Source organism: Nocardia sp. SSK8 (genome assembly GCF_037034205.1).
Lineage (GTDB): Bacteria > Actinomycetota > Actinomycetes > Mycobacteriales > Mycobacteriaceae > Nocardia.
Genome location: NZ_JBAGKD010000003.1, coordinates 121,253 through 143,720, shown reverse-complemented (window position 1 = coordinate 143,720; position 22,468 = coordinate 121,253). Strand labels below are relative to the sequence as shown.

At 71.1% G+C, this 22,468-nt stretch carries 15 protein-coding genes; 8 read left to right on the top strand and 7 right to left on the bottom strand.

The window, feature by feature from the left end; genetic code table 11:
• The first annotated feature begins 64 nt into the window (after positions 1–64).
• Positions 65–1,888, top strand: coding sequence for a phosphoenolpyruvate carboxykinase (GTP) (locus WA675_RS07390; protein ID WP_336083048.1), 1,824 nt, complete (start codon positions 65–67; stop codon positions 1,886–1,888).
• A 2-nt stretch (positions 1,889–1,890) separates the two neighbouring features.
• Positions 1,891–3,528 (top strand): SulP family inorganic anion transporter, encoded by a 1,638-nt coding sequence (locus WA675_RS07385; protein WP_336083047.1) that lies wholly within the window; start codon positions 1,891–1,893, stop codon positions 3,526–3,528.
• Positions 3,529–3,851: 323 nt separating this feature from the next.
• Here WA675_RS07385 and WA675_RS07380 read toward each other — a convergent pair whose 3' ends face one another.
• Entirely contained in the window at positions 3,852–4,739 is an 888-nt protein-coding gene (locus tag WA675_RS07380) for a hypothetical protein (RefSeq protein WP_336083046.1), read from the bottom strand.
• Positions 4,740–4,804: 65 nt separating this feature from the next.
• Positions 4,805–5,266, bottom strand: coding sequence for a MarR family winged helix-turn-helix transcriptional regulator (locus WA675_RS07375; RefSeq protein WP_336083044.1), 462 nt, complete (start codon positions 5,264–5,266; stop codon positions 4,805–4,807).
• A gap of 74 nt (positions 5,267–5,340) precedes the next feature.
• Here WA675_RS07375 and WA675_RS07370 point away from each other — a divergent pair, with 74 nt between their 5' ends.
• Positions 5,341–6,318 carry a pirin family protein gene (locus WA675_RS07370; RefSeq protein WP_336083043.1) on the top strand — a complete coding sequence of 326 codons (978 nt, stop codon included), beginning with the start codon at positions 5,341–5,343 and terminating at the stop codon, positions 6,316–6,318.
• A gap of 135 nt (positions 6,319–6,453) precedes the next feature.
• Positions 6,454–6,750 (top strand): excalibur calcium-binding domain-containing protein, encoded by a 297-nt coding sequence (locus WA675_RS07365; RefSeq protein WP_336083041.1) that lies wholly within the window; start codon positions 6,454–6,456, stop codon positions 6,748–6,750.
• Positions 6,751–6,934: 184 nt separating this feature from the next.
• Here the strand turns inward: WA675_RS07365 and WA675_RS07360 are convergent, their stop codons facing one another.
• The gene (locus WA675_RS07360; RefSeq protein ID WP_442945568.1) at positions 6,935–7,168 is read right to left on the bottom strand and encodes a DUF3618 domain-containing protein; all 234 of its coding nucleotides are present in this window, start codon (positions 7,166–7,168) and stop codon (positions 6,935–6,937) included.
• A 75-nt stretch (positions 7,169–7,243) separates the two neighbouring features.
• Between WA675_RS07360 and bcp the strand changes: the two genes are divergently transcribed.
• On the top strand, positions 7,244–7,717 hold the full coding sequence (bcp, locus tag WA675_RS07355) for a thioredoxin-dependent thiol peroxidase (protein ID WP_336083037.1): 474 nt from the start codon (positions 7,244–7,246) through the stop codon (positions 7,715–7,717).
• 1 nt (position 7,718) lies between these two features.
• On the opposite strand, the gene WA675_RS07350 is transcribed toward bcp, so the two are convergent.
• Entirely contained in the window at positions 7,719–8,447 is a 729-nt protein-coding gene (locus WA675_RS07350; RefSeq protein ID WP_336083035.1) for a TetR/AcrR family transcriptional regulator, read from the bottom strand.
• 115 nt (positions 8,448–8,562) lie between these two features.
• Here WA675_RS07350 and WA675_RS07345 point away from each other — a divergent pair, with 115 nt between their 5' ends.
• Both WA675_RS07345 and WA675_RS07340 read left to right on the top strand, forming a co-directional pair.
• Positions 8,563–9,516, top strand: coding sequence for an ATP-binding cassette domain-containing protein (locus WA675_RS07345; RefSeq protein WP_336083033.1), 954 nt, complete (start codon positions 8,563–8,565; stop codon positions 9,514–9,516).
• A 23-nt stretch (positions 9,517–9,539) separates the two neighbouring features.
• Entirely contained in the window at positions 9,540–10,298 is a 759-nt protein-coding gene (locus WA675_RS07340) for an ABC transporter permease (protein WP_336083032.1), read from the top strand.
• Between the two features lie 40 nt (positions 10,299–10,338).
• Here WA675_RS07340 and WA675_RS07335 read toward each other — a convergent pair whose 3' ends face one another.
• Complete coding sequence (locus WA675_RS07335; RefSeq protein ID WP_336083030.1) at positions 10,339–11,541, bottom strand: hypothetical protein; 1,203 nt, start codon at positions 11,539–11,541, stop codon at positions 10,339–10,341.
• Between the two features lie 285 nt (positions 11,542–11,826).
• Here WA675_RS07335 and WA675_RS07330 point away from each other — a divergent pair, with 285 nt between their 5' ends.
• Positions 11,827–12,444: a TetR/AcrR family transcriptional regulator gene (locus WA675_RS07330; protein ID WP_336083583.1), complete on the top strand. Its 618-nt coding sequence runs from the start codon at positions 11,827–11,829 to the stop codon at positions 12,442–12,444.
• Between the two features lie 19 nt (positions 12,445–12,463).
• On the opposite strand, the gene acpS is transcribed toward WA675_RS07330, so the two are convergent.
• Positions 12,464–12,901, bottom strand: a complete 438-nt coding sequence (gene acpS / locus WA675_RS07325; RefSeq protein WP_189032848.1) for a holo-ACP synthase AcpS — start codon at positions 12,899–12,901, stop codon at positions 12,464–12,466.
• Positions 12,902–12,912: 11 nt separating this feature from the next.
• Complete coding sequence (locus WA675_RS07320; protein WP_442945580.1) at positions 12,913–22,143, bottom strand: fatty acid synthase subunit beta domain-containing protein; 9,231 nt, start codon at positions 22,141–22,143, stop codon at positions 12,913–12,915.
• Between the last annotated feature and the right edge of the window lie 325 nt (positions 22,144–22,468).

Sequence of the window (22,468 nt, the reverse complement as noted above, 5' to 3'; positions counted from 1 at the left end):
CCCGGCACCATTGATTGCATATTTTCTAAACTAGAAACCTAGCAAGATGAGAAGGAGAACATCCGTGACCGCGAGCTCCGTGCCTGCGACGGTTCCCACCGACCATCCGGGCGTCCTGCGCTGGGTCGACGAGATCGCCGAGCTGACCACTCCCGACCGCGTCGTCTGGTGCGACGGCTCCCCCGCCGAATGGGACCGGCTGACCACCGACCTCGTCGACAAGGGCACCTTCGTCCGCCTCGACGGCAAGCCCAACTCCTTCTGGTGCGTCTCCGACCCCGAGGACGTCGCCCGCGTCGAGGACCGCACCTTCATCTGCTCCGAGGACCCCGCCGACGCGGGCCCCACCAACAACTGGGTCGACCCCGTCGACATGCGCACCGTGCTGACCGAGCACTACCGCGGCGCCATGTCCGGCCGCACCATGTACGTGATCGCCTTCTGCATGGGCCCGCTCGACGCGGCCGAGCCGAAGTTCGGGGTGCAGATCACCGATTCGGCGTATGTGGCCGTGTCGATGCAGATCATGACCCGCTCGGGCACCCCGGTGTGGGAAAAGCTCACCGGCGACACCGATTTCGTACAGTGCCTGCACTCGGTCGGTTCCCCGCTGGCCGCGGGCCAGGCCGATGTGCCGTGGCCGTGCGACCACACCAAGTACATCGCGCACTTCCCCGAATCGCGCACCATCTGGAGCTACGGCTCCGGCTACGGCGGCAACGCGCTGCTGGGCAAGAAGTGCTTCGCGCTGCGCATCGCCTCGGTACTCGGCCGCGACGAGGGCTGGCTGGCCGAGCACATGCTCATCCTGAAACTCACCTCGCCGCAAGGCAAGACGCACTACGTAGCGGCCGCGTTCCCGTCCTCGTGCGGCAAGACCAACCTGGCCATGCTGGAACCGGCGCTGCCCGGCTGGCGCGCCGAGACCATCGGCGACGACATCGCCTGGATGCGGTTCGGCGCCGACGGCAGGCTCTACGCGGTCAACCCCGAGGCCGGGTTCTTCGGCGTCGCGCCCGGCACCGGCGAGCACACCAACCCCAATGCCATCGCCACCATCGACCGCGGCAACTCGATCTTCACCAACACCGCGCTCACCGACCAGGGCGACGTGTGGTGGGAGGGACTGACGAAGCAGCCGCCCGCGCACCTGACCGATTGGCGCGGCGACGACTGGACCCCGTCCTCGGGAACCCCGGCCGCGCACCCGAATTCGCGCTACTGCACCCCGATCGAGCAGTGCCCCTCGGTGGCGCCGGAGTGGAACGACCCGACCGGCGTGCCGATCTCGGCGATCTTCTTCGGTGGACGCCGCGCGAGCACGGTGCCGCTGGTGGCCGAGACCTTCGACTGGGCGCACGGGGTGTTCACCGCGTCGGTGCTGTCCTCGGAGACCACCGCCGCGGCCGCGGGCGCGGTCGGTGTGGTGCGCCGCGACCCGATGGCCATGCTGCCGTTCCTCGGCTACCACGTGGGCGACTACTTCGCGCATTGGCTGAAGCTGGGCGCGGCCGCCGATCCGGCGAAGCTGCCGAAGATCTTCCAGGTCAACTGGTTCCGCCGCGATGCCGAGGGCACCTTCCTGTGGCCCGGCTTCGGCGACAACGTCCGGGTGCTGAAGTGGGCGCTCGAGCGCCTCGACGGCAGCGCCCCGGCCGAGTGGACGCCGATCGGCTACGTCCCCACCGCGGACGCGCTGGATCTGTCCGGGCTGAGCGAGGCCGATCGCGGTCTGGTCGAGCGGGCCCTGGCCGTCGACACCGACGAGTGGGTCGCCGAGACCCGGTCCATCGACGAATGGTTCGCCCGCATCGGTGGCAACCGGCTACCCGACCAGCTGCGTGAGCAGCTCGCCGCGCTGAAGTTGCGTCTGCTCGGCAACCGCTGACCATGCGGGCACTGCTGCCGACCTGGTCGGCGTGGAAGCCCGCCTTCCGGGCGCCGGGCACGGATCTGATGGCGGGGCTGATCGTGGCGCTGGTGGCTCTGCCGCTGGCGCTGGGATTCGGCATCAGTTCCGGGCTCGGTGCCGCCGCCGGGCTGGCGACGGCCATCGTGGCCGGGGCGGTGGCCGCGGTGTTCGGCGGCTCGCGATTCCAGGTGTCCGGCCCGACCGGCGCGATGACCGTGGTGCTGGTGCCGATCGTGGCCGAGCACGGCGCCGCGGGCGTGCTGACCGTGGGATTGATGGCCGGGGTGCTGCTGGTCGGGCTGGCCTTCGCCGGGGTCGGCCGGGCGGTGCGATTCATGCCGGCCCCGGTGATCGAGGGGTTCACCGCGGGGATCGCGGTGGTGATCGCGCTACAGCAGTTCCCGGGCGCGCTGGGGGTGTCCGGGGCCGAGGGCGAGAAGGTCTGGCAGTCGGCCGTCGACGCGGTGCGCCGCTTCGTCGCCGACCCGGACGCCACCGCCCCGGTGACCGCGCTCGTGGTGGCCGCGGTGATCCTGATCGGCGGCCGATACCTGCCCAAACTGCCGTTCGCGCTGGTCACCGTGGTGCTGGCGACCGTCTTCGCTGGCCTGTTCCACCTGGATCTGGCGCGTATCGGCGCCATTCCGGCCGGGTTGCCCGCGCCCTCGCTGGAGTTCCTGCGGCTCGGCGAGCTGACCACGCTGCTGCTGCCCGCGCTGGCCGTCGCCGCGCTGGCCGCGCTGGAGTCGCTGCTCTCGGCCACCGCCGCCGACGCCATGGCGGTGGGCACCCGGCACGATCCCGACCGCGAACTGTTCGGGCAGGGGCTGGCCAATATCGCCGCGCCGCTGTTCGGCGGGGTGCCCGCGACCGGCGCCATCGCCCGCACCGCGGTGAATGTGCGCTCCGGGGCACGCACGCCGCTGGCCGCGCTCACCCACGCGGCGATCCTGGCGGGCATCGTCTACGGGGCGGCGGGCCTGGTCGCCGATATCCCGATCGCGGCGCTGGCCGGAGTGCTGCTGGCGACCACGGTGCGCATGGTCGAGACCGCCTCGCTGGCCGCCATCGCCCGGGCCTCGCGCGGGGACGCGGTGGTCATGGCGATCACCTTCGTCGTCACCGTGGGCTTCGATCTGGTCACCGCGGTGGTGATCGGGATCGTGTTCGCGCTGGTCCTGGCGGTGCGCGCGGTGGCGCGGGAGGCCGGGATGCAACAGGTGCCGCTGGACGAGTCCGATCATCTCGGCGAGGAACACGCGCTGCTGCGCGACCACATCGTCGCCTACCGCATCGACGGCCCGCTGTTCTTCGCCGCCGCCCACCGCTTCCTGTTGGAACTGGCCGAGGTCACCGACGTCCAGGTGGTGATCCTGCGCATGTCCCGCATCACCGCCCTCGACACCACCGGTGCCCTGGTCCTCACCGACGCCGTCCGCAAACTCGAACACCGCCACATCACGGTCCTGTTCTCCGGCCTGCGGCCCGACCATTACCGCCGCCTGACCACGATGGGCGCGCTGCCCGCGGGTGGCGCGGACGCCGTCTTCCCCGACACCGGTGCCGCGATCGGCTACGCGCGTCAGCTGATTCCGGCAGGCCGCAAACACCACTGAGCCATCTCACCGTGGTGCCGACGGTGGCGGAGCGTTTCCATGTCGCCATCGCGCCATGTCGCCATCGCGGCGCACTCCGGAGCCCGCGACTCGCGCGAATCCCGCGTCTTTCGTCGAGCGGCGTGCCAGGTGGATGGTCGCCGTGCTCCAGGAATAGTGCCGCGGGCCGCACGCCCACCACCGTTGGCGCCACATGCTCACCACCGTTGGCGCCGCGCGCTCCGCGCAGCGCGCTGCTCAGCCCGGCGGCGACGTGCGCTGTGCGGACCTCGACTCATGCCGGGGAAATCAGCACCGCATCCCCGATGTGGATGGTCGCCCGCTCAGCCCGCGGCGGCGAAGTACGCGGTGCGGACCTCGACTTTCGCCGGGGGTGGGAATTCGGGGTTGCCCGAGCCGAGGGGGCCTACGGCTACCTGCCAGGTGTCGGTGGAGGTGTCGATGGCGGTGCCCGCGTCGGACGGTTGCAGGACGACGTCGTGGCCACCGGTACAGGAGTAGGCGCCGACCAGGCCGTCGGCGCGGCCACCCCAGGCGCCGCCGACGCGAATGCGGCAGTGGCGGCCGTCGGCGAGTTCGAGGGCCCACGGTTCCGGGGACTCGGTGCGGCCGATCGGGCTCAGGGGTGGGTCGACCGTGTACTCGCGCAGGGTGCGTTCCCAGGGGTCCGAGGCGCAGAGCAGGGCGGCCTTATCGGGCGTAGGCCAGCAGACATCGGCCGACGCGGCGGACGGGCCGCAGTGGTAGATGCCCGCGGTGGTCGCCGAGCGGCTGGGGACGGCGTCCACACAGCTCAGGGAGCCGACGGGATCGGGCCCGGACAGCGCGAAGCCGTCACGGGGCTGACCTGCGGCGTCGACGGCGACCACCGTCACCACCACGGTGGCCGGGCCGGGGGCGGGCGCGGTGATCGGCCCGGAGGTGCCACCACCGGTCGGCCCCGGCGCGGGCGTTCCGCCACCCGTCGGCCCCGGCGCGGGCGTTCCGCCACCGGTCGGCCCGGGGGCCGGGGTACCGCCACCGGTCGGCGCCTTGCTGTCCGGCGCGGGCGTACCGCCACCGGTCACCTCCGGAGCCGGGGTAGCCGGGCCCGCGGCGGTGCTGGGCAGGAAGGTCGACCCCGGATAGTCCAGGGGTTTCGATTCCGCGCACCCGCTCAGCACCAGGGCACACACCGCGCCGATCAAGACCTGAGTTCCGCCGATCCGCATGGCCGCCCCTTCGTCCGAAACACTCGAACCCCGACGTCTGTGCATCGTCGCCGCGCCGGAACTCGTTAACCGGGCGAACAGGTCCGATCGGCCGCCGCGATCACCTTGGCCGACAGCGAGCGCAACGCGACACTCTCCTGCTCGGTCAGCTTGTCCACGAACAGATCCCGCACCAGCTCCACGTGCTCGGGCGCGGCCTGGCGCAGCACCTCCCGGCCGCGTTCGGTCAGCGACACCACCACCCCGCGCGCGTCGTCGGCGGCGGGTGCCCGGTCGACCAGCCCGCGCGCGGCCATCCTGGCCAGCTGCTTGGACAGCCGGGACTTGTCCCAGCGCACCTCGGCCACCAGTTCCTTGGCGCGCAGGCAGCCGTTGGGCGCGGCCGACAGCGGCACCATCAGTTCGTAATCGGCCATCGACAGGCCGTGTTCGCTCAGTCCCGCGCTGAGCGCGCCGTCGAGACGCTGGCGCATCTTGATGAAGGCCTGCCAGGTCTGTTGCTCCGCCTCGGAGAGCCATCTCGTCACGGGAATTATCCTAGAACGCGTATGGTTGACATGGAAACCAAGATACCGCAGATCCCCTCCAGGAGGCGTTCCCCATGCCAGCGATCACCGTCAACGACATCATGGTGTTGCCCCGGCTGCCCCGCCCGGACGTCACCGAAACCCAGCGGCCGGTCCGCCAGATCACCAGCGCGCACCGCCAGCAGGAAGGCGCGGGCTTCGAGGTGACCCGGCCGTTCCCGAGCGTGGATCTGCGCTCGGCCGATCCCTTCATCCTGCTCGACCAGATGGGCCCGGTCGCCTACGAGCCCTACGAGGCCAAGGGCGCGCCCTGGCATCCGCACCGCGGCTTCGAGACCGTCACCTACATGCTCGACGGCACCATGGTCCACCACGACTCGCACGGCGGCGGTGGTGTCATCGGCGAGGGTGACACCCAGTGGATGACCGCGGGCTCGGGCATGCTGCACGACGAGCTCCCCGAGGAGAAGCTCGTCATCTCCGGCGGCACCTTCCACGGCATCCAGCTGTGGGTGAACCTGCCGCGCGCCAAGAAGTTCGCCACCCCGCGCTACCAGGACCTGCGCGGCAGCGAGCTGACGCTCGTGAGCTCGCACGACGGCGGCGCCCTCGTGCGCGTCATCGCGGGCGAGATCGCCGGATTCACCGGTCCCGGTTCCACCCAGACCCCGATCGCCTACGCGCACGCCTCGATCAGCCCCGGCGCGCAGCTGGAAACCCCGTGGCCGCAACACTTCACGGCCATGGCCTACGTGCTCGCGGGCAGCGGCACGGTCGGCACCGAGCGCAGGCCGATCAGCGCCGGGCAGCTGGTGGTCTTCGGCGCGGGCGACGCGATCAGCCTCACCGCCGACACCGAACAGCACACCACCACCGGCGATCTGGAGGTGCTGCTGCTGGGCGGAACACCGCTGCGCGAACCGGTGGTGCAGTACGGGCCATTCGTGATGAACACCAAGGAGGAGATCATCCAGGCCATGGAGGATTTCCAGGCCGGTCGCATGGGCACCATTCCGGCCGAACATCTCACCGGTCGGCGCCTGGGCGAATAACCGACCGCGGTTCGCGGCGATTCGGTGCCCCGGCGCGGTTGACAACGGGCGGCCCCGTCACAAAGGTGGACGGGGCCGCCCGCCATTCCACGTGTCCGGGCCCACTTCCGAACCGCAGCAGACATAGAGGAATTCATGAACGTTCGCCGGCTCACTGTCAGCCTCGCCGCCGTAGGCCTCGGCCTGCTCGTCACCCCCGTCGCGAATGCCGACGTGGTGTCGGGCTCCGCGGGCACCGGCTCTTCCAGCTTCGACTCCCTGCTCGGTGCCACCGGCTCGGCCAGCCTGGTCCAGTCCGGCTCGGCCGGTGGCGCCTTCGCCAGCTGTGACGACGCCATGGCCGCGGGCCGCGCGCCCCTGTTCCGCGGCGAGGCCGGGTACTCCCCGCACCTGGACCCCGACGGCGACGGCCTGGCCTGCCCCACGCAGTAACATTTGAGGCTGGCGCCTCGAGGTTTTCGGCCCCTTGGGCCTCGCCCCCGAGGAGCGATACTCCGCCTTCGGCGTTACGTCTCGCTCCTCGGGGGCGAGGCGGCCGAAAACCTGTGGTGGTTGCGTACACAGAACACCCGATGTGGCTGGTGCCGCATCGGGTGTTCTTTTTTCACCGCCCGTGTCAGCGGCGGAAGATCTTGACCAGGAGCAGGCCCGCCACCAGGGCGCCCGCGCCGATCACTGTGTATTTGACCTTGGGCTCGTTGAACTTGGCGACCACCATCGCCTTGGTGTCGTCCGCGATCCGCTGCGGATCGGCGCGCACCGCCAGTTCGTCGAGTGTGGTCGCCAACCGGGCGCGCGCGATCTCGATCTCACGCTCGATCCGGTCGGTGTCGTCCTTGGCCACCGTCACCTCCAGGTAAATGTCTGCTGCTCGCCGACGAGTCTATCCATGCCCCCGAGCGGGCCGGTCGGTTACCGTGCGGTGGTGACCGACAACCATCGCCTCTCCCCCGGAGACCCCGCCCCCGATTTCACGCTGCCCGACGCCGACGGCAAGGAGGTGTCGCTGTCGGATTATCGAGGCCGCAAGGTGATCGTCTATTTCTACCCGGCGGCCAGCACCCCGGGCTGCACCAAGCAGGCCTGCGATTTCCGCGACAACCTGGCCGAGCTGAGCGGCGCGGGCATCGACGTCGTCGGCATCTCCCCGGACAAGCCCGCCAAGCTGGCCAAGTTCCGCGACAACGAGGGCCTGACCTTCCCGCTGCTGTCCGATCCCGAGCGCGAGGTGCTGAAGGCCTGGGGCGCGTTCGGCGAGAAGATGATGTACGGCAAGACCGTCACCGGCGTCATCCGCTCGACCTTCCTCATCGACGAGCAGGGCGTCGTCGAGGTGGCCCAGTACAACGTGCGCGCCACCGGCCACGTCGCCAAGCTGCGCCGCGACCTGTCGGTGTAGTTCACTCGCCGTATCCGGCGATGTACACCTCGTAACCATCGAGCAGCCGGGCCAGGCCGAATTCGAAATCTGCTTTCTCCCAGTCGATGTCGTCATCGTCATCGAAAGCGGCGGCGGCGAGGGCGGCCGAGACGGACGGGAAGCGGCCGGGGTCGAGCACCCTGGTCATCACCGTCGCGTAGTCGTCGCCCTCGTCCACCTCCAGGTCGCGCAGGAACCGCCGCTTGCTGACCACGAACATCGACACATTCATCACCAGCTGTAATTTCACCGGCATCGGCACCGCCGCCTCGGCCAGCGCGCCCAGCGCGGTCTCCAGCCAGGCCATATTGTTCGGGCCCATCGGCGGCCGGTACATCGGGATGTCCATCCACCACGGATGACGGCCGATCCGGTCGAACTCGGCCAGCGCCCACTGTTCCAGCCCCGCCCGCCACGGCGTCCCCGGCGCGATGACCGGGGGCTGCCCGACCATCCGGTCCATCAGCAGGTCGATCAGCGTGTTCTTGCTGTCGACATAGCGATACAGCGACATGGCGGTGAAGCCCAGCTGCTTGGCCACCCGGCCCATCGACAGCGCCGCGAACCCCTCCGCGTCGGCCACTTCCACAGCCGCGTCCAGGATCTGATCGAGGGTGAGACCGCGCCGGGGACCGCGCGCGGCGGGCTGCGCCAGCCCCCACATCAGCTCGACCGACTTGGGTAACGCCGTGTCGCCGGACGTCGTCATCGACTCCTACCTCCTCCGCTCGCCTCGACTCTAGCGGTGCCCGCCCTTGCGCTCCTTAACTGCTTACTCTATAAACTATGTTTATCACATAAACAGTTTCTCGATCGGAGAACTCATGTCCACCGAACCCGTCTCCGCCCTCACCATCAGCGGCCTGCGCAAGTCCTTCGGCAACCATCTCGTCCTCGACGACCTCGACCTGACCGTCGCCGCGGGCACCGTCTTCTCCCTGCTCGGCCCGAACGGCGCGGGCAAGACGACCCTGGTCCGCATCCTGGCCACCCTGATCCAACCGGCGGCGGGCCGAGCCGAGGTCTTCGGCCACGACGTGGTCCGCGACGCCGACGCCGTGCGGCGGCTGATCGGCGTCACCGGGCAGTACGCCGCCGTCGACGGGGTCCTGACCGGCACCGAGAACCTGCGCCTGGTCGGCAGGCTGCTGCGGCTCGGCGGCACCGAAACCCGCAGCCGCACCGCCGAACTCCTCGACCGCTTCGACCTCGCCGAGGCCGCGGGCAGGCCCGTCGGCACCTACTCCGGTGGCATGCGCCGCCGCCTGGATCTCGCGATGAGCCTGATGGGCAGGCCGCGCATGGTCTTCCTCGACGAACCGACCACCGGACTCGACCCGCGCAGCCGCCGCGACCTGTGGACCTCGATCCGCGAACTCGCCGCGAGCGGCACGACGATCTTCCTCACCACCCAGTACCTGGAGGAGGCCGACCAGCTCGCGGATCGGATCGCGGTGCTCGACGGCGGCCGGCTCGTCGCCGACGGCACCGCCGACGAACTCAAGCGCCTGGTCCCCGGCGGCCACCTGCGCCTGCGTTTCGCCGACCACCGGCTGCTGACCGCCGCGGCCTCGGTCGCGGCGGGCGGCCACGCCGACCCGGAGCAGCTGACCCTGCAGGTGCCCGCCGACGGCAGCGCCGCCCAGATGAAGCACCTGCTCGACCGCTTCGCCGACCTCGGCATCGCCGTCGAGCAGCTGACCGTGCACACCCCCGACCTCGACGACGTCTTCTTCGCGCTGACCGGCCAGCCCCGAGCGGCCGCGCACGCGGCCTGAGCACCGAACGAAACGAGAACCCCATGAACGCCCTGTCCGACTCCGCCACCATGCTCGACCGCAATATCCGCCACACCCTGCGCAGTCCCGACATGATGATCATGACGGTCGCGCTGCCGGTGATGATCCTGCTGATGTTCATCTATGTCTTCGGCGGCGCGATGAGCATGGGTCGCGGCGCCTATGTCGACTACGTGGTGCCCGGAATCATCCTGCTGTGCGCGGGTTTCGGCGCGTCCACCACGGCCGTGGCACTGTCGACCGATCTGGCCGAAGGCATCATCGACCGGTTCCGCACCATGGCCATCGCCCGTTCGGCGGTGCTCACCGGACACGTCACCGAGAGCGTGCTGCGCAATCTGATCACCTCGGGGATCGTGATCGGCGTGGCGATGCTGATCGGCTTCCGCCCGGCCGCCGATCCGCTGGGGTGGCTCGGCGCCATCGGGCTGCTCGCGGTCTTCATCTTCGCGCTGTCCTGGCTCGCGGCCGCGCTCGGTCTGCTCGCGCGTAACCCGGAGGCGGCCAACGGCTTCACCTTCGTGTTCATGTTCCTGCCCTATGTGAGCAGCGCGTTCGTGCCCACCGAATCGATGCCGAGCTGGCTGCACGGGTTCGCCCAGCACCAGCCGGTGACGCCGGTCATCGAGACGATGCGCGGACTGCTCATGGGCACGCCGATCGGTAACAACGGCCTGCTCGCCCTGCTCTGGTGCGCCGGGATCGCGCTGGGCGGCTACCTCGGCGCCGGGGCGCTGTTCCGCCGCCGCACCCGCGCCTGACACACCGAGGGCCCGCGATGATCGCGGGCCCTCGGCCGGTTCAGTCGGCGGATTGGGACTGCGGCCCCGCCGGGGCCTGCTGCTGCGCGGGCTGCATACCCATCGGGATCCCGGTGCCGGGCACGGTCGGCGCGGCGGCCGGGATCTGCGGGACGACCGGCGCCGCTGGCTCGAGCGGCAGCGGATCCTCCTGCGGCGCATCGCCGTAGAGCTGGGTGGGATAGTCGAGCGGGAACTCGGCCGGGTCAACCAGCTGCGGGTTCGGCGACACCGTCTCGTACTGCGAGGTGTCGGACAGCTCCGGGGCCTCCGGCACCGCGCCGGTCTGCGCCGAGCCCGCGTCGACGGGCTGCTGGATATCGGCGGCCTTCGGCACGGCCGGACCGGCCGGGGCGGCACCGGGCTCCGAGGACACCGCGGTGTTGTCCACCGCGGGCGGCCCGCTGTTCATCACCGCGTAGGACCCACCCGCGACGAGCCCGCCCGCCAGCACGCTGGCGGCCGCGGCGACCAGCGCCGTCCCCCGCTTGGAGCGCGGCGCGATGGCGACCGGCACCTCGGTGGCGTCGCCGAGGGCGACCAGCGCGGCACCGGCGGCGGGCGCGAACGGCGCCAGCCGACACGGCAGCACCGGCACCCCGAACCCGGCGACGGCCTCGCGCACCGCGGGCGCGTCGGCCGAGGAACCCACCAGCACCACCGCGCCCGGCTTCACCGCGGCGGCGTCGAACTGATCCCAGGCCGCGGACACACCCACGCGCAGGGCATCGGGGGTCGGCGCGCCGGTCTGCGCGTAGGCGGCGAGCACGCGGTGGCGGCCCGGGTCGACCAGGGTCATGGCCTGGTAGCCGGGCACCGCCTCGTAGACGAGCAGATTGTCGAACTCGTCGAGCCAGGTCATCGCGCCCGCCACGAACAGGTGCGCGGATTTCGCCGAGACCAGCGAAGCGGTGCTCCAGTCGCTGGTCGCCAGCCGGGTGACGATGGCGCGCCGCTCGGCCGCGTCGCGGTAACTCACTGCCGCTCCGGCGATCTCGCAGTCCTCGTCCAGCTCGGCGGCGAGCGCGTCGAGCGCGGTGTGCACCGCCGCGGCCACCTCCGCCTTGCTGTCGCCCCCGGCACGCATGGTGCGGCGCAACACCATCCGATCGGTGAGGGTGCCGCCCGATTCCGTGAACGCGACCGCGTGCACGGCTCCTCGCTCGGTGCTGACGCCGAGGGTTACCACAGATCCTGCTGCCACAAGTCTTGCCTTCCCCTGCGAAACTGTGTGAATCGGTGCGGACCGGGGCCGCACAGGGCCCGCGCGGATGCACGCACGCTCATCTGATGATTCGTCACCGGTCACGGGCCGGATGGGTCGAATATCACGCCATCACCGACACGTTGTTGACACGCTGTCGGTATGCGCGTGTCGGGAACGTCGGGATACCGCTAGCCTGGATGAGTGGAAGTACACGCGCGGGCCCGGTCCAAGCAGAGCCGTCCGGACCCTGCGCTGGAATTGCAGGACGACCCCCAGGAGCTGATGCCGCGCAAGCGGCCGACCCAGGAGCGCAGCAAGCGCAAGTTCGACGCGCTGTTGCAGTCCTCGCGGGAACTGCTGGTCGAGGTGGGTTTCGAGTCGTTCACCTGTGAAGAGGTCGCGCAGCGCGCCGAGGTGCCGATCGGCACGCTCTACCAGTTCTTCGCCAACAAGTACGTGATCGTCTGCGAGCTCAACCGGCAGGACCTGGTCGCGGTCTCGCGCGAGCTGGCCGACTTCCACGGCGAGGTGCCCTCGCTGGACTGGCTGCGGCACATGAACCAGTTCGTCGACCACCTGGCCAACCTGTGGACCACCGATCCCTCGCGCCGCGAGGTGTGGCTGGCCATGCAGTCGACCCCGTCGACCCGGGCCACCGGCGCCCTGCACGAGAAGGAATTCGCCGAGGTGGTCTCGCAGATGCTGCGGCCGCTGACCCCGCGCACTCCGCGCGCCCGGCGCACGATGATGGCCGAGGTGCTGGTGCACGTCGTGTACTCGATGCTGAATTTCTCGGTCCAGGACGAACAGTCCAATGCCGACGCCGTCGCCGAGCTGAAGCGGCTCATGGTCGCGTATCTGCTGGTGGCGGAAAAGGAATCGCGGACCGCCCAGGAGTGACGGTCCGCGATCGGTCGAGCTAGCGGGTGGTTTCCCGGCCTTCGATCAGGTCGGCCAGTTCACCCGGGTCCTCCAGCACCACCATCGCCGCGGCGGTGTCGCCGTCGTGGGTCAGCGACAGGTGGACCCGGGCGCGCGGGAGGAATTCCGCGGCCAGGCCGTGCAGTTTGATGCTCGGCCTGCCCCAGGCGTCGTTGACGACTTCGATCAGCGGATACGGGTTGTCCCCGATCTGCGGGCTGCGCGCGAAGCGAGACGATGCCCAGGCCTTGAGCACCGCCTCCTTCGCGGCCCAGCGTGCGGCGAAGCTGCGGGCCGGGTCCGTCTGCTTGCTCTGGCAGTAGCGGCGTTCACCGGCGGTGAAGCTCTCCCTGAGCATCGTCGTCCCCGACCGTTGCAGCTGTTCGGCGAACTCGGAGATGGTCACCAAGTCCAAACCGATTCCGAGAATCGTCACGAAGCGGCAGCCTACGGCGCTTCACCCGACCGCGGAGCCGAACCGACCCGGTACACGCCTTCCTCGTCGAGCCGGGCCGTTGGCGCGAGCAGCATGTCGGCCTCGCGCTGCCGGACCTGCTCGGCGGGCGTCCCGTCCGCACCCAGGCGGCGATCCGCGGGCTTCTCGTAGAGCGCCGCGCCACCGCACATCGCCTCGGCGAAGCGCTGCCGTCCGGCGAGCTGACGCGCCTGCGCCCGCTCCTGGTACTCCGCCCGCGCCGCCGGGGCGATGGCGGCCAGGAACGCCTGCGGATGCACCACCGCGAGCAGCCCGGACACGTGCCCGAAGCCCAGCGAGGTCACCAGACCGGCCTTGAGCGCGAACTTCTCGCCGAAGCGCAGCGGTTCGCGGGCCCACACCAGGTGCGGGTACGCCTGCATCTTCTCGTCGACGCAGTCCAGGCTCCGGTTCGGCGGCACCACACCGTTTTCCAGCACCTGGCACAGGCCGATGAGCTGGAAGGCCGCCGCGCCGCCCTTGGCGTGGCCGGTGAGGCTCTTCTGCGAGACCACGAACAGCGGCGCGCCCTCGGTGCGGCCCAGCGCGCCCGCGAGCCGCTCGTGCAGCTCGGACTCGTTGGGATCGTTGGCGGCGGTGGAGGTGTCGTGCTTGGAGATCACCGCGATGTCGTCGGGGCTCACCCCGAGCTTGCGCAGTTCGGCCGCCAGCCGCGATTCCCCGCCGCCGCGACCCGCGCCCAGCGCACCAAGACCCGGGGCCGGGATGGAGGTGTGCACGCCGTCGGCGAAGGACTGCGCGAAGGCGAGCACGCCGAGCACCGGCAGGCCCATCTCCACGGCCACGTCACCGCGAGCCAGCAGCACGGTGCCGCCACCCTGCGATTCCACGAATCCGCCGCGACGGCGGTCGTTGGCGCGGGAGAAGTACCGGTCGCTGATGCCCTTGGCGCGCATGGCCGCCGAGTCGGCGGTGGCCGACATGTCACCGAAGCCGACGATGCCCTCGATACCGAGATCGTCGTAGCCACCGGCGACCACGACCTCGGCCTTGCCGAGCCGGATCTTGTCGACGGCTTCCTCCACCGACACCGCCGCCGTGGCGCACGCCGCGACCGGGTGCACCATGGCGCCGTAGCTGCCGACGTAGGACTGCACCACGTGCGCCAGCGCGACGTTGGGCAGCGCCTCCTGCAGGATGTCGTTCGGGCGCGGCTCGCCGAGCAGGTTGTCGACGTAGAGCGAGCGCATCGAGGACATGCCGCCCATGCCGGTGCCCTGGGTGTTGGCCACCAGGCTCGGGTGCACCCAGCTCATCAGCTCCTCGGGGCTGAAACCGGCGCCGACGAACGCGTCCACGGTGCAGACGATGTTCCACAGCGCGACCCGATCCACCGAGGCGGCCATATCGGCCGAGACACCCCAGATGGTGGGGTCCCAGCCGGTCGGGATCTGACCGCCGACCACCCGCGAGAGCTTCGCCTTGCGCGGCACGCGGATCTCGGTGCCCGCCTTGCGCGTCACGGTCCAGTCGCCGGACTCGGGGACGGGGGTGATCACGGTGTGCTCGGGGTCGGCGCTGTGGAAGGCGCGGGCCTCGGCTTCGTTGGCGACGGTGAAGCTCAGGTCCTGGTCGAGGAACACCGAGGTGAGCAGCGGGGCCGCGTTGTCGAGCATGGCGCCGTCGTCCTCGTAGCGGCGCACACCGCAGCGTTCGACGACGGTGTCGTGGTAGCGCTCGGCCAGCTCGGCCTCGGGGACGAGGTCCCCGGATTCGGTGTCATACCAGCCCGGCTTGGGGTCGTTCTCCCAGCGGATCAGCCCGGTGGTCCAGGCCAGTTCGAGCACACCGGCGGCCGAGAGCTGATCCTCGACCTCCATCTCGAAGCGGGTCCGCGAGGAGCCGTACGGGCCGAGTTCGGCCGCGCCGACGATGACGACCATCTCACTGAGATCGGCGGTCACGTCACCCCATTCCGGTACCGGCAGTGCCGAACTCAGGGTGGGCGGCGCGGGCAGCGCGGCGATGGTGGCGGCGGTGGCCGCCTCCTCCTCGCTCGCGGCCGCGGCCTCCTGGGCCTGCTTGGCCAGCGCGGGCAGGTCGAGCTTCACCCGGGCCAGCCCGCCGGTGAGGTCGATCTGCTGCGGCCCGGCCGCGGTCACCTGACGGGCCCGCGAGGTGCACCACTTGAGCAGCTCGGCGGCCATCTCGGTGGTCGACCAGGTGTGCACCCCGGCCTTCTCCACGGCCTCGACCATCGGGTCGTTGTGGCCCATCAGCCCGGTGCCGCGCACCCAGCCGATCAGCGCGTGCACCATGGTCACCCGGTCGGCCCAGGACTTCTCGGCCCGCCATTTGGTGACGACCGCGTCCAGGGCGGCCTTGGACTCGCCGTAGGCGCCGTCGCCGCCGAACAGGCCGCGGTTGGGCGAACCCGGCAGCACCACATGCAGTTTCGCGTCCACGTCGTGGTCGGCGCCGAGGGCCGAGAGGCCGCCGATCAGCCGCTCCACCGACCAGAGCAGTACCCGCATCTCCATCTCGGCGCGCGCGCCCGCGTCGCTGAGATCACCGGCCACCCGCGGCGCCGCGAACGGCAGCAGCAGGGTGGGGGTCATGGCGTCCTTGGTCTTGATCTTGGCGCCACCGGCATTGTCGACCTGCTCGGTGCCGATCCACTCGATCAGCGCGTCGAGATCGGCGTAGGAGGCCATATTGGCCGGGACCACCCACAGCGCCGCGCCGTGGCGGGCGTTGCCGCGGTAGAGCGAGCGGTAGAAGCGCAGGCGCTCGTCGTCCAGGCGCGAGGTGGTGACCACCACGGTGGCACCGCCCGCGAGCAGCTTGCCGGTGACCGCGGCGGCGATGGAACCCTTGCTGGCGCCGGTGATCACGGCGACGTCGCCGGACCACAGGCCGGGCTCTGAGGTGTCCAGCGCGGCTTCGGCGATCTGGCCGTACACCCCGGCCAGCACCGAGCGGGCCTCGTGCATGGCCCGCTGCCGCCACCAGCCCGCCTGCGCGGCCACTGCTTCGCCCGCGCCGACGTAACCGGTGATCGGCAGTTCGGCGGTGGTGGCGTCGTCACCGAGCCACAGGTTCGCCAGATCCTCGCGGGCGGTGGCCCAGCGGTCGTCGATGAGCACGGCCTTGCGGGCGTCGAACGCCGGGGCGACCAGGCGCGGCCAGTCGGTGCCGAGTTCGGCGGAGACCAGGTCGACCAGGGTGTCCGGGGTGGTCTCCGGCGCGCTCACCTGCTCGCTGAGGCCGAGCTGTTCGAGCACGACCCGGGCCGCGGTGGCGAGCACGCCGTCGCGTCCGGTGATCTGCTCGGTGAACTCGCCGAGCGCGGCCGCGTCGACGGTGCCACCGGCACCACCACCGGCGGCGGGCAGCGAGACCGCGACCCCGCGCCGGGCGGCCACCGCCTGCACGGCCGCGTCGATGGCCGCGTCGACCGAAGCGGCGTCACCGAGCGCGCCACCGGCCAGTCCGCCGAGGTCACCACCGCGCACGCTGGCGCCCTCGCGGGTGCCGAGCGAGACCTCGGCGGTGACGTGGCTGGCCCAGCCGTCACCCAGTTCCCAGGTCTTCTTGACCCGGTCGGCGATGGCGGCGGGCCGCTTGCCGGAGGGGCCGAAGACCTTGCGCAGGTGATCGCCGATCGCGTCGGTGAGCACGGTGCCGAAGGGCTTGTAGGTGCGGGCCAGGCGTTCGACGGTGCCCGCGAGCGCACCCATGTCGGCGTCGGCGGCACCGTCGATGGCACCCAGCGACAGCTCCGCGCCGAGGTCGACGAGCAGCTGGTTGCGGCGCGAGGACACGCCGTCGCACAGGCCCTCGATGGTGTCGACAGGGCCGATCTGGTCCAGCCGCAGCTTGGTCCACAGCGCGATGAGCACGCGGGTGGCGTCGGCGGCGGTGAAGGCGATGTCGTCGGGCCGCGGGCCCCCGGTGGCGACCGGCGCGGCCGCGGCGACCGGCGCCGCGGCGGGGGCCGCTTCGGTGGCAGGCGCCTCCTCGATGTCCTCGACCGGCGCGGGATCGGTGTCGGTGGCGTAGACGACCGCGGCATCGCGCTCGACATTGACCACCTCGACCGTCGCCGCCCCGAAGGCGGGCAGCTTGAGGGTCTGCGAGGCCAGGTTCGCCACGGTGGGGGTGGCGCCAAGGCCGATCTCGACGAAGCGCTCCACGCCGAGCCCGCCGTGCGCGGGGTCGCCGAAGAGCAGGTCCTGGGTCTCGATCCAGCGCACCGGGCTGGCGAACTGCCAGGCCAGCAGCTCGATCAGCACCACCCGGCACAGTTCGGCCGAGCGCTGGGCCCAGCTGTCGAAGTCGGCCAGCACGGCGGCCAGCGGCTCCGAGGGCACGAGTTCGGCGATCTCGGTGAGGAATTCGCGAGTCAGCGAGAACGGGCGCGGGACCAGGTTCGGGATGTAGCGCCCGACCAGCACGGCGGGGTCGATCTCGGTCGGCAGCAGCTGCTCGAGCTTGTGCCGGAACTCCGGGACGCCGTCGCGCAGCACCGAGGAGTGGAACGGCACGTCGATGCCGGGCACCAGGATGAAGGCGCGCTTGCCGCCGAATTCCTCGCGCCGCCGGTCGATCTCGGTCTCCAGGGCCTCGAGCCCGGCGACCGTGCCCGCGATGGCGTACTGCGAGCCGCGCAGGTTCAGGTTCACCACCTCGAGGAATTCCCCGGCGGCCCGGCCGACCCCGGTGACGAAGTCGATCACCTCGGCGTCGGGCAGCCCGATCTGCGAGGGCCGGATGGCGGCCATCCGGTAGTCGCTGCGGCCCTGCGCGTCACGCGGGACCAGCTCGTGCATGGCCGAACCACGCTGGAACACCACCTCGAGCACGGCCTCGAGCGGCAGCACTCCGGCCACGGCGGCCAGCGCGTTGTACTCACCGACCGAGTGCCCGGCCAGCATGGCGCCCTCGACGAAGGCACCAGCCTCGCGCAGCTCGGCGACCTGGGCGACGCCGAGGGTCGCCATGGCGACCTGAGTGAACTGGGTCAGGTGCAGCACGCCATCCGGGTGCCGGTGCTCGACCCCGCGGGCCTTGAGGTAGGTCGGGTTGTCGCGCACCACCGCCAGGATCGAGAAACCGAGGGCCGCGCGGGTGTGCGCGTCGGCGCGCTCCCAGACCTTCTTGGCCGCCTTCGAGCGGGTCAGCGCGTCCAGCCCCATCCCCTTGCGCTGGATGCCCTGGCCCGGGAAGGCGTAGACGGTCTTCGGGGCGGCGGTGCGCCCGGTCGCGGTCATGACCAGGTCACCCTCGACGCGGCAGGAGACCTCCACGATCTCGCTGCCCGCGTCCACCGCGATCCGCTCCACCCGCACGTCGACGGTCGCGCCGGGGCGGACCATGCCGAGGAACCGGGTGGTCCAGGCAGTGAGTGTGCGTGCGGGAACGGAGCTTTCGGGATCCACCGCGACGACCGCGTGCTGGGCAGCGGCCGAGAGCCACATGCCGTGCACGATCGGGCTGCCGAGTCCGGCCAGCTTGGCGGCGGCCTCGGAGGTGTGGATCGGGTTGTGGTCACCGGAGACGGCGGCGAAGGCGTGCATGGCGCGCGGGGCGGCCATGGTGACGTCACGACGACGGCGCCGCGGCGTATCGGTGGCCTGGTCGGAGACCACACCGGCCGCGCGCGGCGGATCGGTCAGCTCGCCCGCGCCGTTGCGGCCGCGAATGGCGAAGCGCTCGACCAGCCGGGCCAGCGGCGTGGGCTCGAGGCCCTGATCCAGGATCAGCCCGACCGACACGGCCACCTCGACCACGCGACCCATATCGGTGTCGACGACCTCGCCGCCCTCGGCCCGGACCACGAGAATGCTGGTCTCGGCGGGCAGTTCGTTCAGCAGCTCGATCTGATGATCGAGGTGCACCAGGTCGAGCATGCCCTCGATCACCGAGTCGCCCGCCGGGGTGCGGGCCGCGCCGAGCACCGCGAACACCGCGGGCCAGCAGGCACCCACGAGCACATCGGGCGCGGTGCGGCCGAGGGTGCTCAGCGTGGCGGGCAGACCGGAACCGGTGACGCCCGCGTGGTCGGCCACCAGATCCGGCGTCCAGGCCAGGTTCAGGTGCGCCGCACCGGCTTTCACCTCGGGCAGCGCCTGTCCGGCGGCCACGCCGAGCAGCGCCGACATGGCGGCCTCGGCATCGGCCTCGGTGATCACCGGCGCGCCACCGGAGTACACGCTCACCGGCACGGTGATCCGGATGGTCACCGCGTCACGGCCCAACAATGGCACCGACAGTTCGACGTAGCTGAATTCGGCTTCCGGCCCGCTGGTTTCGGTCAGCGTGGCGCCGGTGCGCGGATGCACCGCGCTGCCCTGCTCCACGACCCACTCGGCCAGGTCACCGAGGCGGTGCACCGGGTTGACGGTGGTGCGCCCGGCCCACTGCACATCGGGCGCGGCCAGCACGGTGTCGATCGGGCCCGCGACCACACCGGCCACGCGCCGCGCATCCACCGGCGCCGGGGTCAGACCCTCGGCGACCAGTGCCTGGGCGGTATCGCGCTCGAAGCGGTCGAGCAGCTCGCCCACCGGCTCGTCGACGCGAGTGATACCCGCGACCGCGACGGTGCCCGGGATGACGCACACCTGATCGGCCGAGTAGCGCGGGTCATGGGCCTGCCACAGCGAATCCGAGCGCCACCAGCGGCGCACGTCGGCATCGATCACGGGCACGAAGTTCACCGGTTTGCCCGGCGTCTTGCACAGCGAGACGAAGAACGGCACGTCGGCCGGATGCAGCACGGTATCGGCGACGGCCGGGTAGTACTTCTTGAGCGTGCACAACGCTGCTACCGGGTGCTCGAACGCCTCGTCGTCGAGGAAATGACTGTAGATCTCGCCGCTGTCGGCCGGGTGCAGCCGGGATTCGGTGCGGCGCATCATCTCCGCGAAACGATCGCGCCAGCTGATGTCGAGCCAGTCCGAACGGGTGGCGTCGAGGATGGCCTCGCCGATATCGCTGCCGCAGTCGAAGGAGATCGGCACCTCGCTCGACACCGCCAGCGAGACATAGCGTTCCAGCCACTGCTGGTAGGTCATGGTGGCCACGTCACCGAAGTACGGCTTGGCAGTGGCGTCGAGCGCGGCGATGATCTCGTCGCGGCGGCGCGCCACGGCCTCGGCGTCCCCGGCGACCTCGTCGAGCAGGCGGCCGGTGCGCGAGGCGGCATTGTCGATCTCGTGGATGTCGGCGCCGAGCTGGCTGCGGCCCGAGGCCATCCCGCCCTGCGCGGTACCGGCGCCGACCCACTCCGGCGTGCCGGGGGTGTCGACGAGCAACTGCTTGACCTCGGGCGCGGTGGTCGCCTCGAGCGTGGCCATGGCGGCGGTGCCGACGAGCACACCGTCCAGCGGCATGGCCGGGTAGCCGTGCCGGGTGGCCCAGGCGCCGGTGAGGTAGTCGGTGGCGCGCTCGGGCGTGCCGATGCCGCCGCCGACGCAGACCACCGCGTTGGCGTGGCCGCGCAGCTCGGCGTAGGTGGCCAGCAGCAGGTCGTCGAGGTCTTCCCAGGAGTGGTGACCGCCGGCCTTGCCGCCTTCGATGTGCAGGATCACCGGGTAGTCCGGCACCGCGTCGGCGATGCGCAGCACCGCGCGGATCTGCGCGACGGTGCCCGGCTTGAACGCGACGTGGCTGATGCCCGCCTCGGTCAGCTCACCGATCAGCGCCACGGCCTCGTCGAGTTCGGGGATGCCCGCGGTGACGATCACGCCGTCGAGCGGGGCGCCCGCCGCGCGCGCCTTCTGCACCAGGCGCTTGCCGCCCAGCTGCAGCTTCCACAGGTACGGGTCGAGGAACAGCGAGTTGAACTGCACCGCGCGGCCCGGCTGCAGCAGCGTGCGCAGCTCGGTCATCCGGTCGGCGAAGATCTGCTCGGTGACCTGCCCGCCACCGGCCAGCTCGGCCCAGTGGCCCGCGTTGGCCGCCGCGGCGACGATCTTGGCGTCGACGGTGGTGGGGGTCATGCCCGCCAGCAGGATCGGCGAGCGGCCGGTGAGCCTGGTGAAGGCCGTCTCCACGACCACCCGGCCGTTGGGCAGCCGCACCGGCTTGGGCGCGAAGGCCGACCACGGGGTCGAGGGCTCGGGCGCGGCACCCGGGGTGAGCAGGCTGCGCTGCCCCGGGCGGGTGGCGGCGGCGATCACGCCGACGCCGGTGCCCTTGAGCGAACCGCCGGTCACCCGGGAGAGCAGGTCACCGGGGCCCAGTTCCAGAATCCACTGCGCGCCCGCCGCGACGACCGCGTCCACGGTGGCGACCCAGTCGATCGGGTCGACCAGCACCTGCTGGGTGAGGGCGGCGGCGAACTCGGCGTCGAGCTCGCACTGCCGGGCCCAACCGGCGACCAGGTCGACGGTCTCGGCCAGCGCGGGGTGATGGAAGGCGACGTCGACCGGGATGTCCTCGAACACCGGCGCGAACACCGCGCCACCGCGCACCTTGGCCTCCCGCTCGCGGGTCTGCTCCTCGGCACGCTGCGCGCACCGCGTCCGCACCCGGTCGATCTGCGCGGGTGCGCCCGAGAGCACCACGCGACGACGGCCGTTGCGGATCGAGACCACCGCCGCGATCGCCGGGTCAACGCCGTCGGCGGCCTCGGCGACGATCGCGCGCAGTTCCTCGGGATCGACATTCGACACCGCGACCATGGGCGAGCGTTCACCGACCGGCATCAGCCCGCGCCTGCGCGCGACCAGCCCGGCCGCCGCGCCGACGAGCTGGGCGATCGCCAGCAGCTCGGCATCCCGCGCCCCGGCGGCCTCGACCGCCGCGGCTGCGAACAGGCCCTGCGAATGCCCGATCACCGCGACCGGCGCGTTCTCGGCCGGATCGAGGCCCTGCAGCCGCAGCGCCCGGGTGGCGGCGAGCTGGGTGAGCAGCACGCCGGGCATGGAGACCGCCGCCGAGCGCAGCACCGCGTCCGCGGGCGCCGAGGAGGGTTCCTCCGGCTCGTCCAGCTCGCTCTCCAGCACCCAGCCCATGGGGTCGAAGCCACCCGGACGGACCACCAGCAACTGCGCAGCGACCGGCTCGATCAGTGCGGCGGCCTCGCGCACGAGCGCGGTCAGCTCGGGCTCGAGCGCGCTGTCGCGACCGATCTCCTCGAGCTCGCGCAGCCACTGCGCGCCCTGTCCTCCGAACGCCAGCGCGTATCCCACTCCGTTGCGCAGCTGCTCCAGCAGCGACACCCGGGCACCCAAGACCTGCCCGGATCCTGTTCCGAGCTCGGCGCTCTCGTTGATCGTCAAGACGCTCGACTTCCTTCTCCTGGCATTCCGCCCACCGACGGCACGCACACGTATCCGGCAGCCCTTCGGGCCTATTGGGAGCCACGATCGCACAAAATCATGAGGAAAGCCTCACGTTTCCCCCCGCCACGGCAGCTACCGCCGAGTATTTCGGTACGCCCGTACCATTCCAATCTGAAACATGACCCCGCCTCATGTTTGAACCCGCAGGTGAGACCCCTAGCCCCCATCCGGAAACATGAGCGCCCCTCACATTGAGGTTTACCGAATCGTTATA

What these genes read in the sequence shown, in the direction of transcription:
- WA675_RS07385 (WP_336083047.1), top strand. Translation starts at nt 1,891, where the DNA reads ATGCGGGCACTGCTGCCGACCTGGTCGGCGTGGAAGCCCGCCTTCCGG.
- WA675_RS07380 (WP_336083046.1), bottom strand. Translation starts at nt 4,739, where the DNA reads ATGCGGATCGGCGGAACTCAGGTCTTGATCGGCGCGGTGTGTGCCCTG.
- WA675_RS07370 (WP_336083043.1), top strand. Translation starts at nt 5,341, where the DNA reads ATGCCAGCGATCACCGTCAACGACATCATGGTGTTGCCCCGGCTGCCC.
- WA675_RS07365 (WP_336083041.1), top strand. Translation starts at nt 6,454, where the DNA reads ATGAACGTTCGCCGGCTCACTGTCAGCCTCGCCGCCGTAGGCCTCGGC.
- WA675_RS07350 (WP_336083035.1), bottom strand. Translation starts at nt 8,447, where the DNA reads ATGACGACGTCCGGCGACACGGCGTTACCCAAGTCGGTCGAGCTGATG.
- WA675_RS07345 (WP_336083033.1), top strand. Translation starts at nt 8,563, where the DNA reads ATGTCCACCGAACCCGTCTCCGCCCTCACCATCAGCGGCCTGCGCAAG.
- WA675_RS07340 (WP_336083032.1), top strand. Translation starts at nt 9,540, where the DNA reads ATGAACGCCCTGTCCGACTCCGCCACCATGCTCGACCGCAATATCCGC.
- WA675_RS07330 (WP_336083583.1), top strand. Translation starts at nt 11,827, where the DNA reads ATGCCGCGCAAGCGGCCGACCCAGGAGCGCAGCAAGCGCAAGTTCGAC.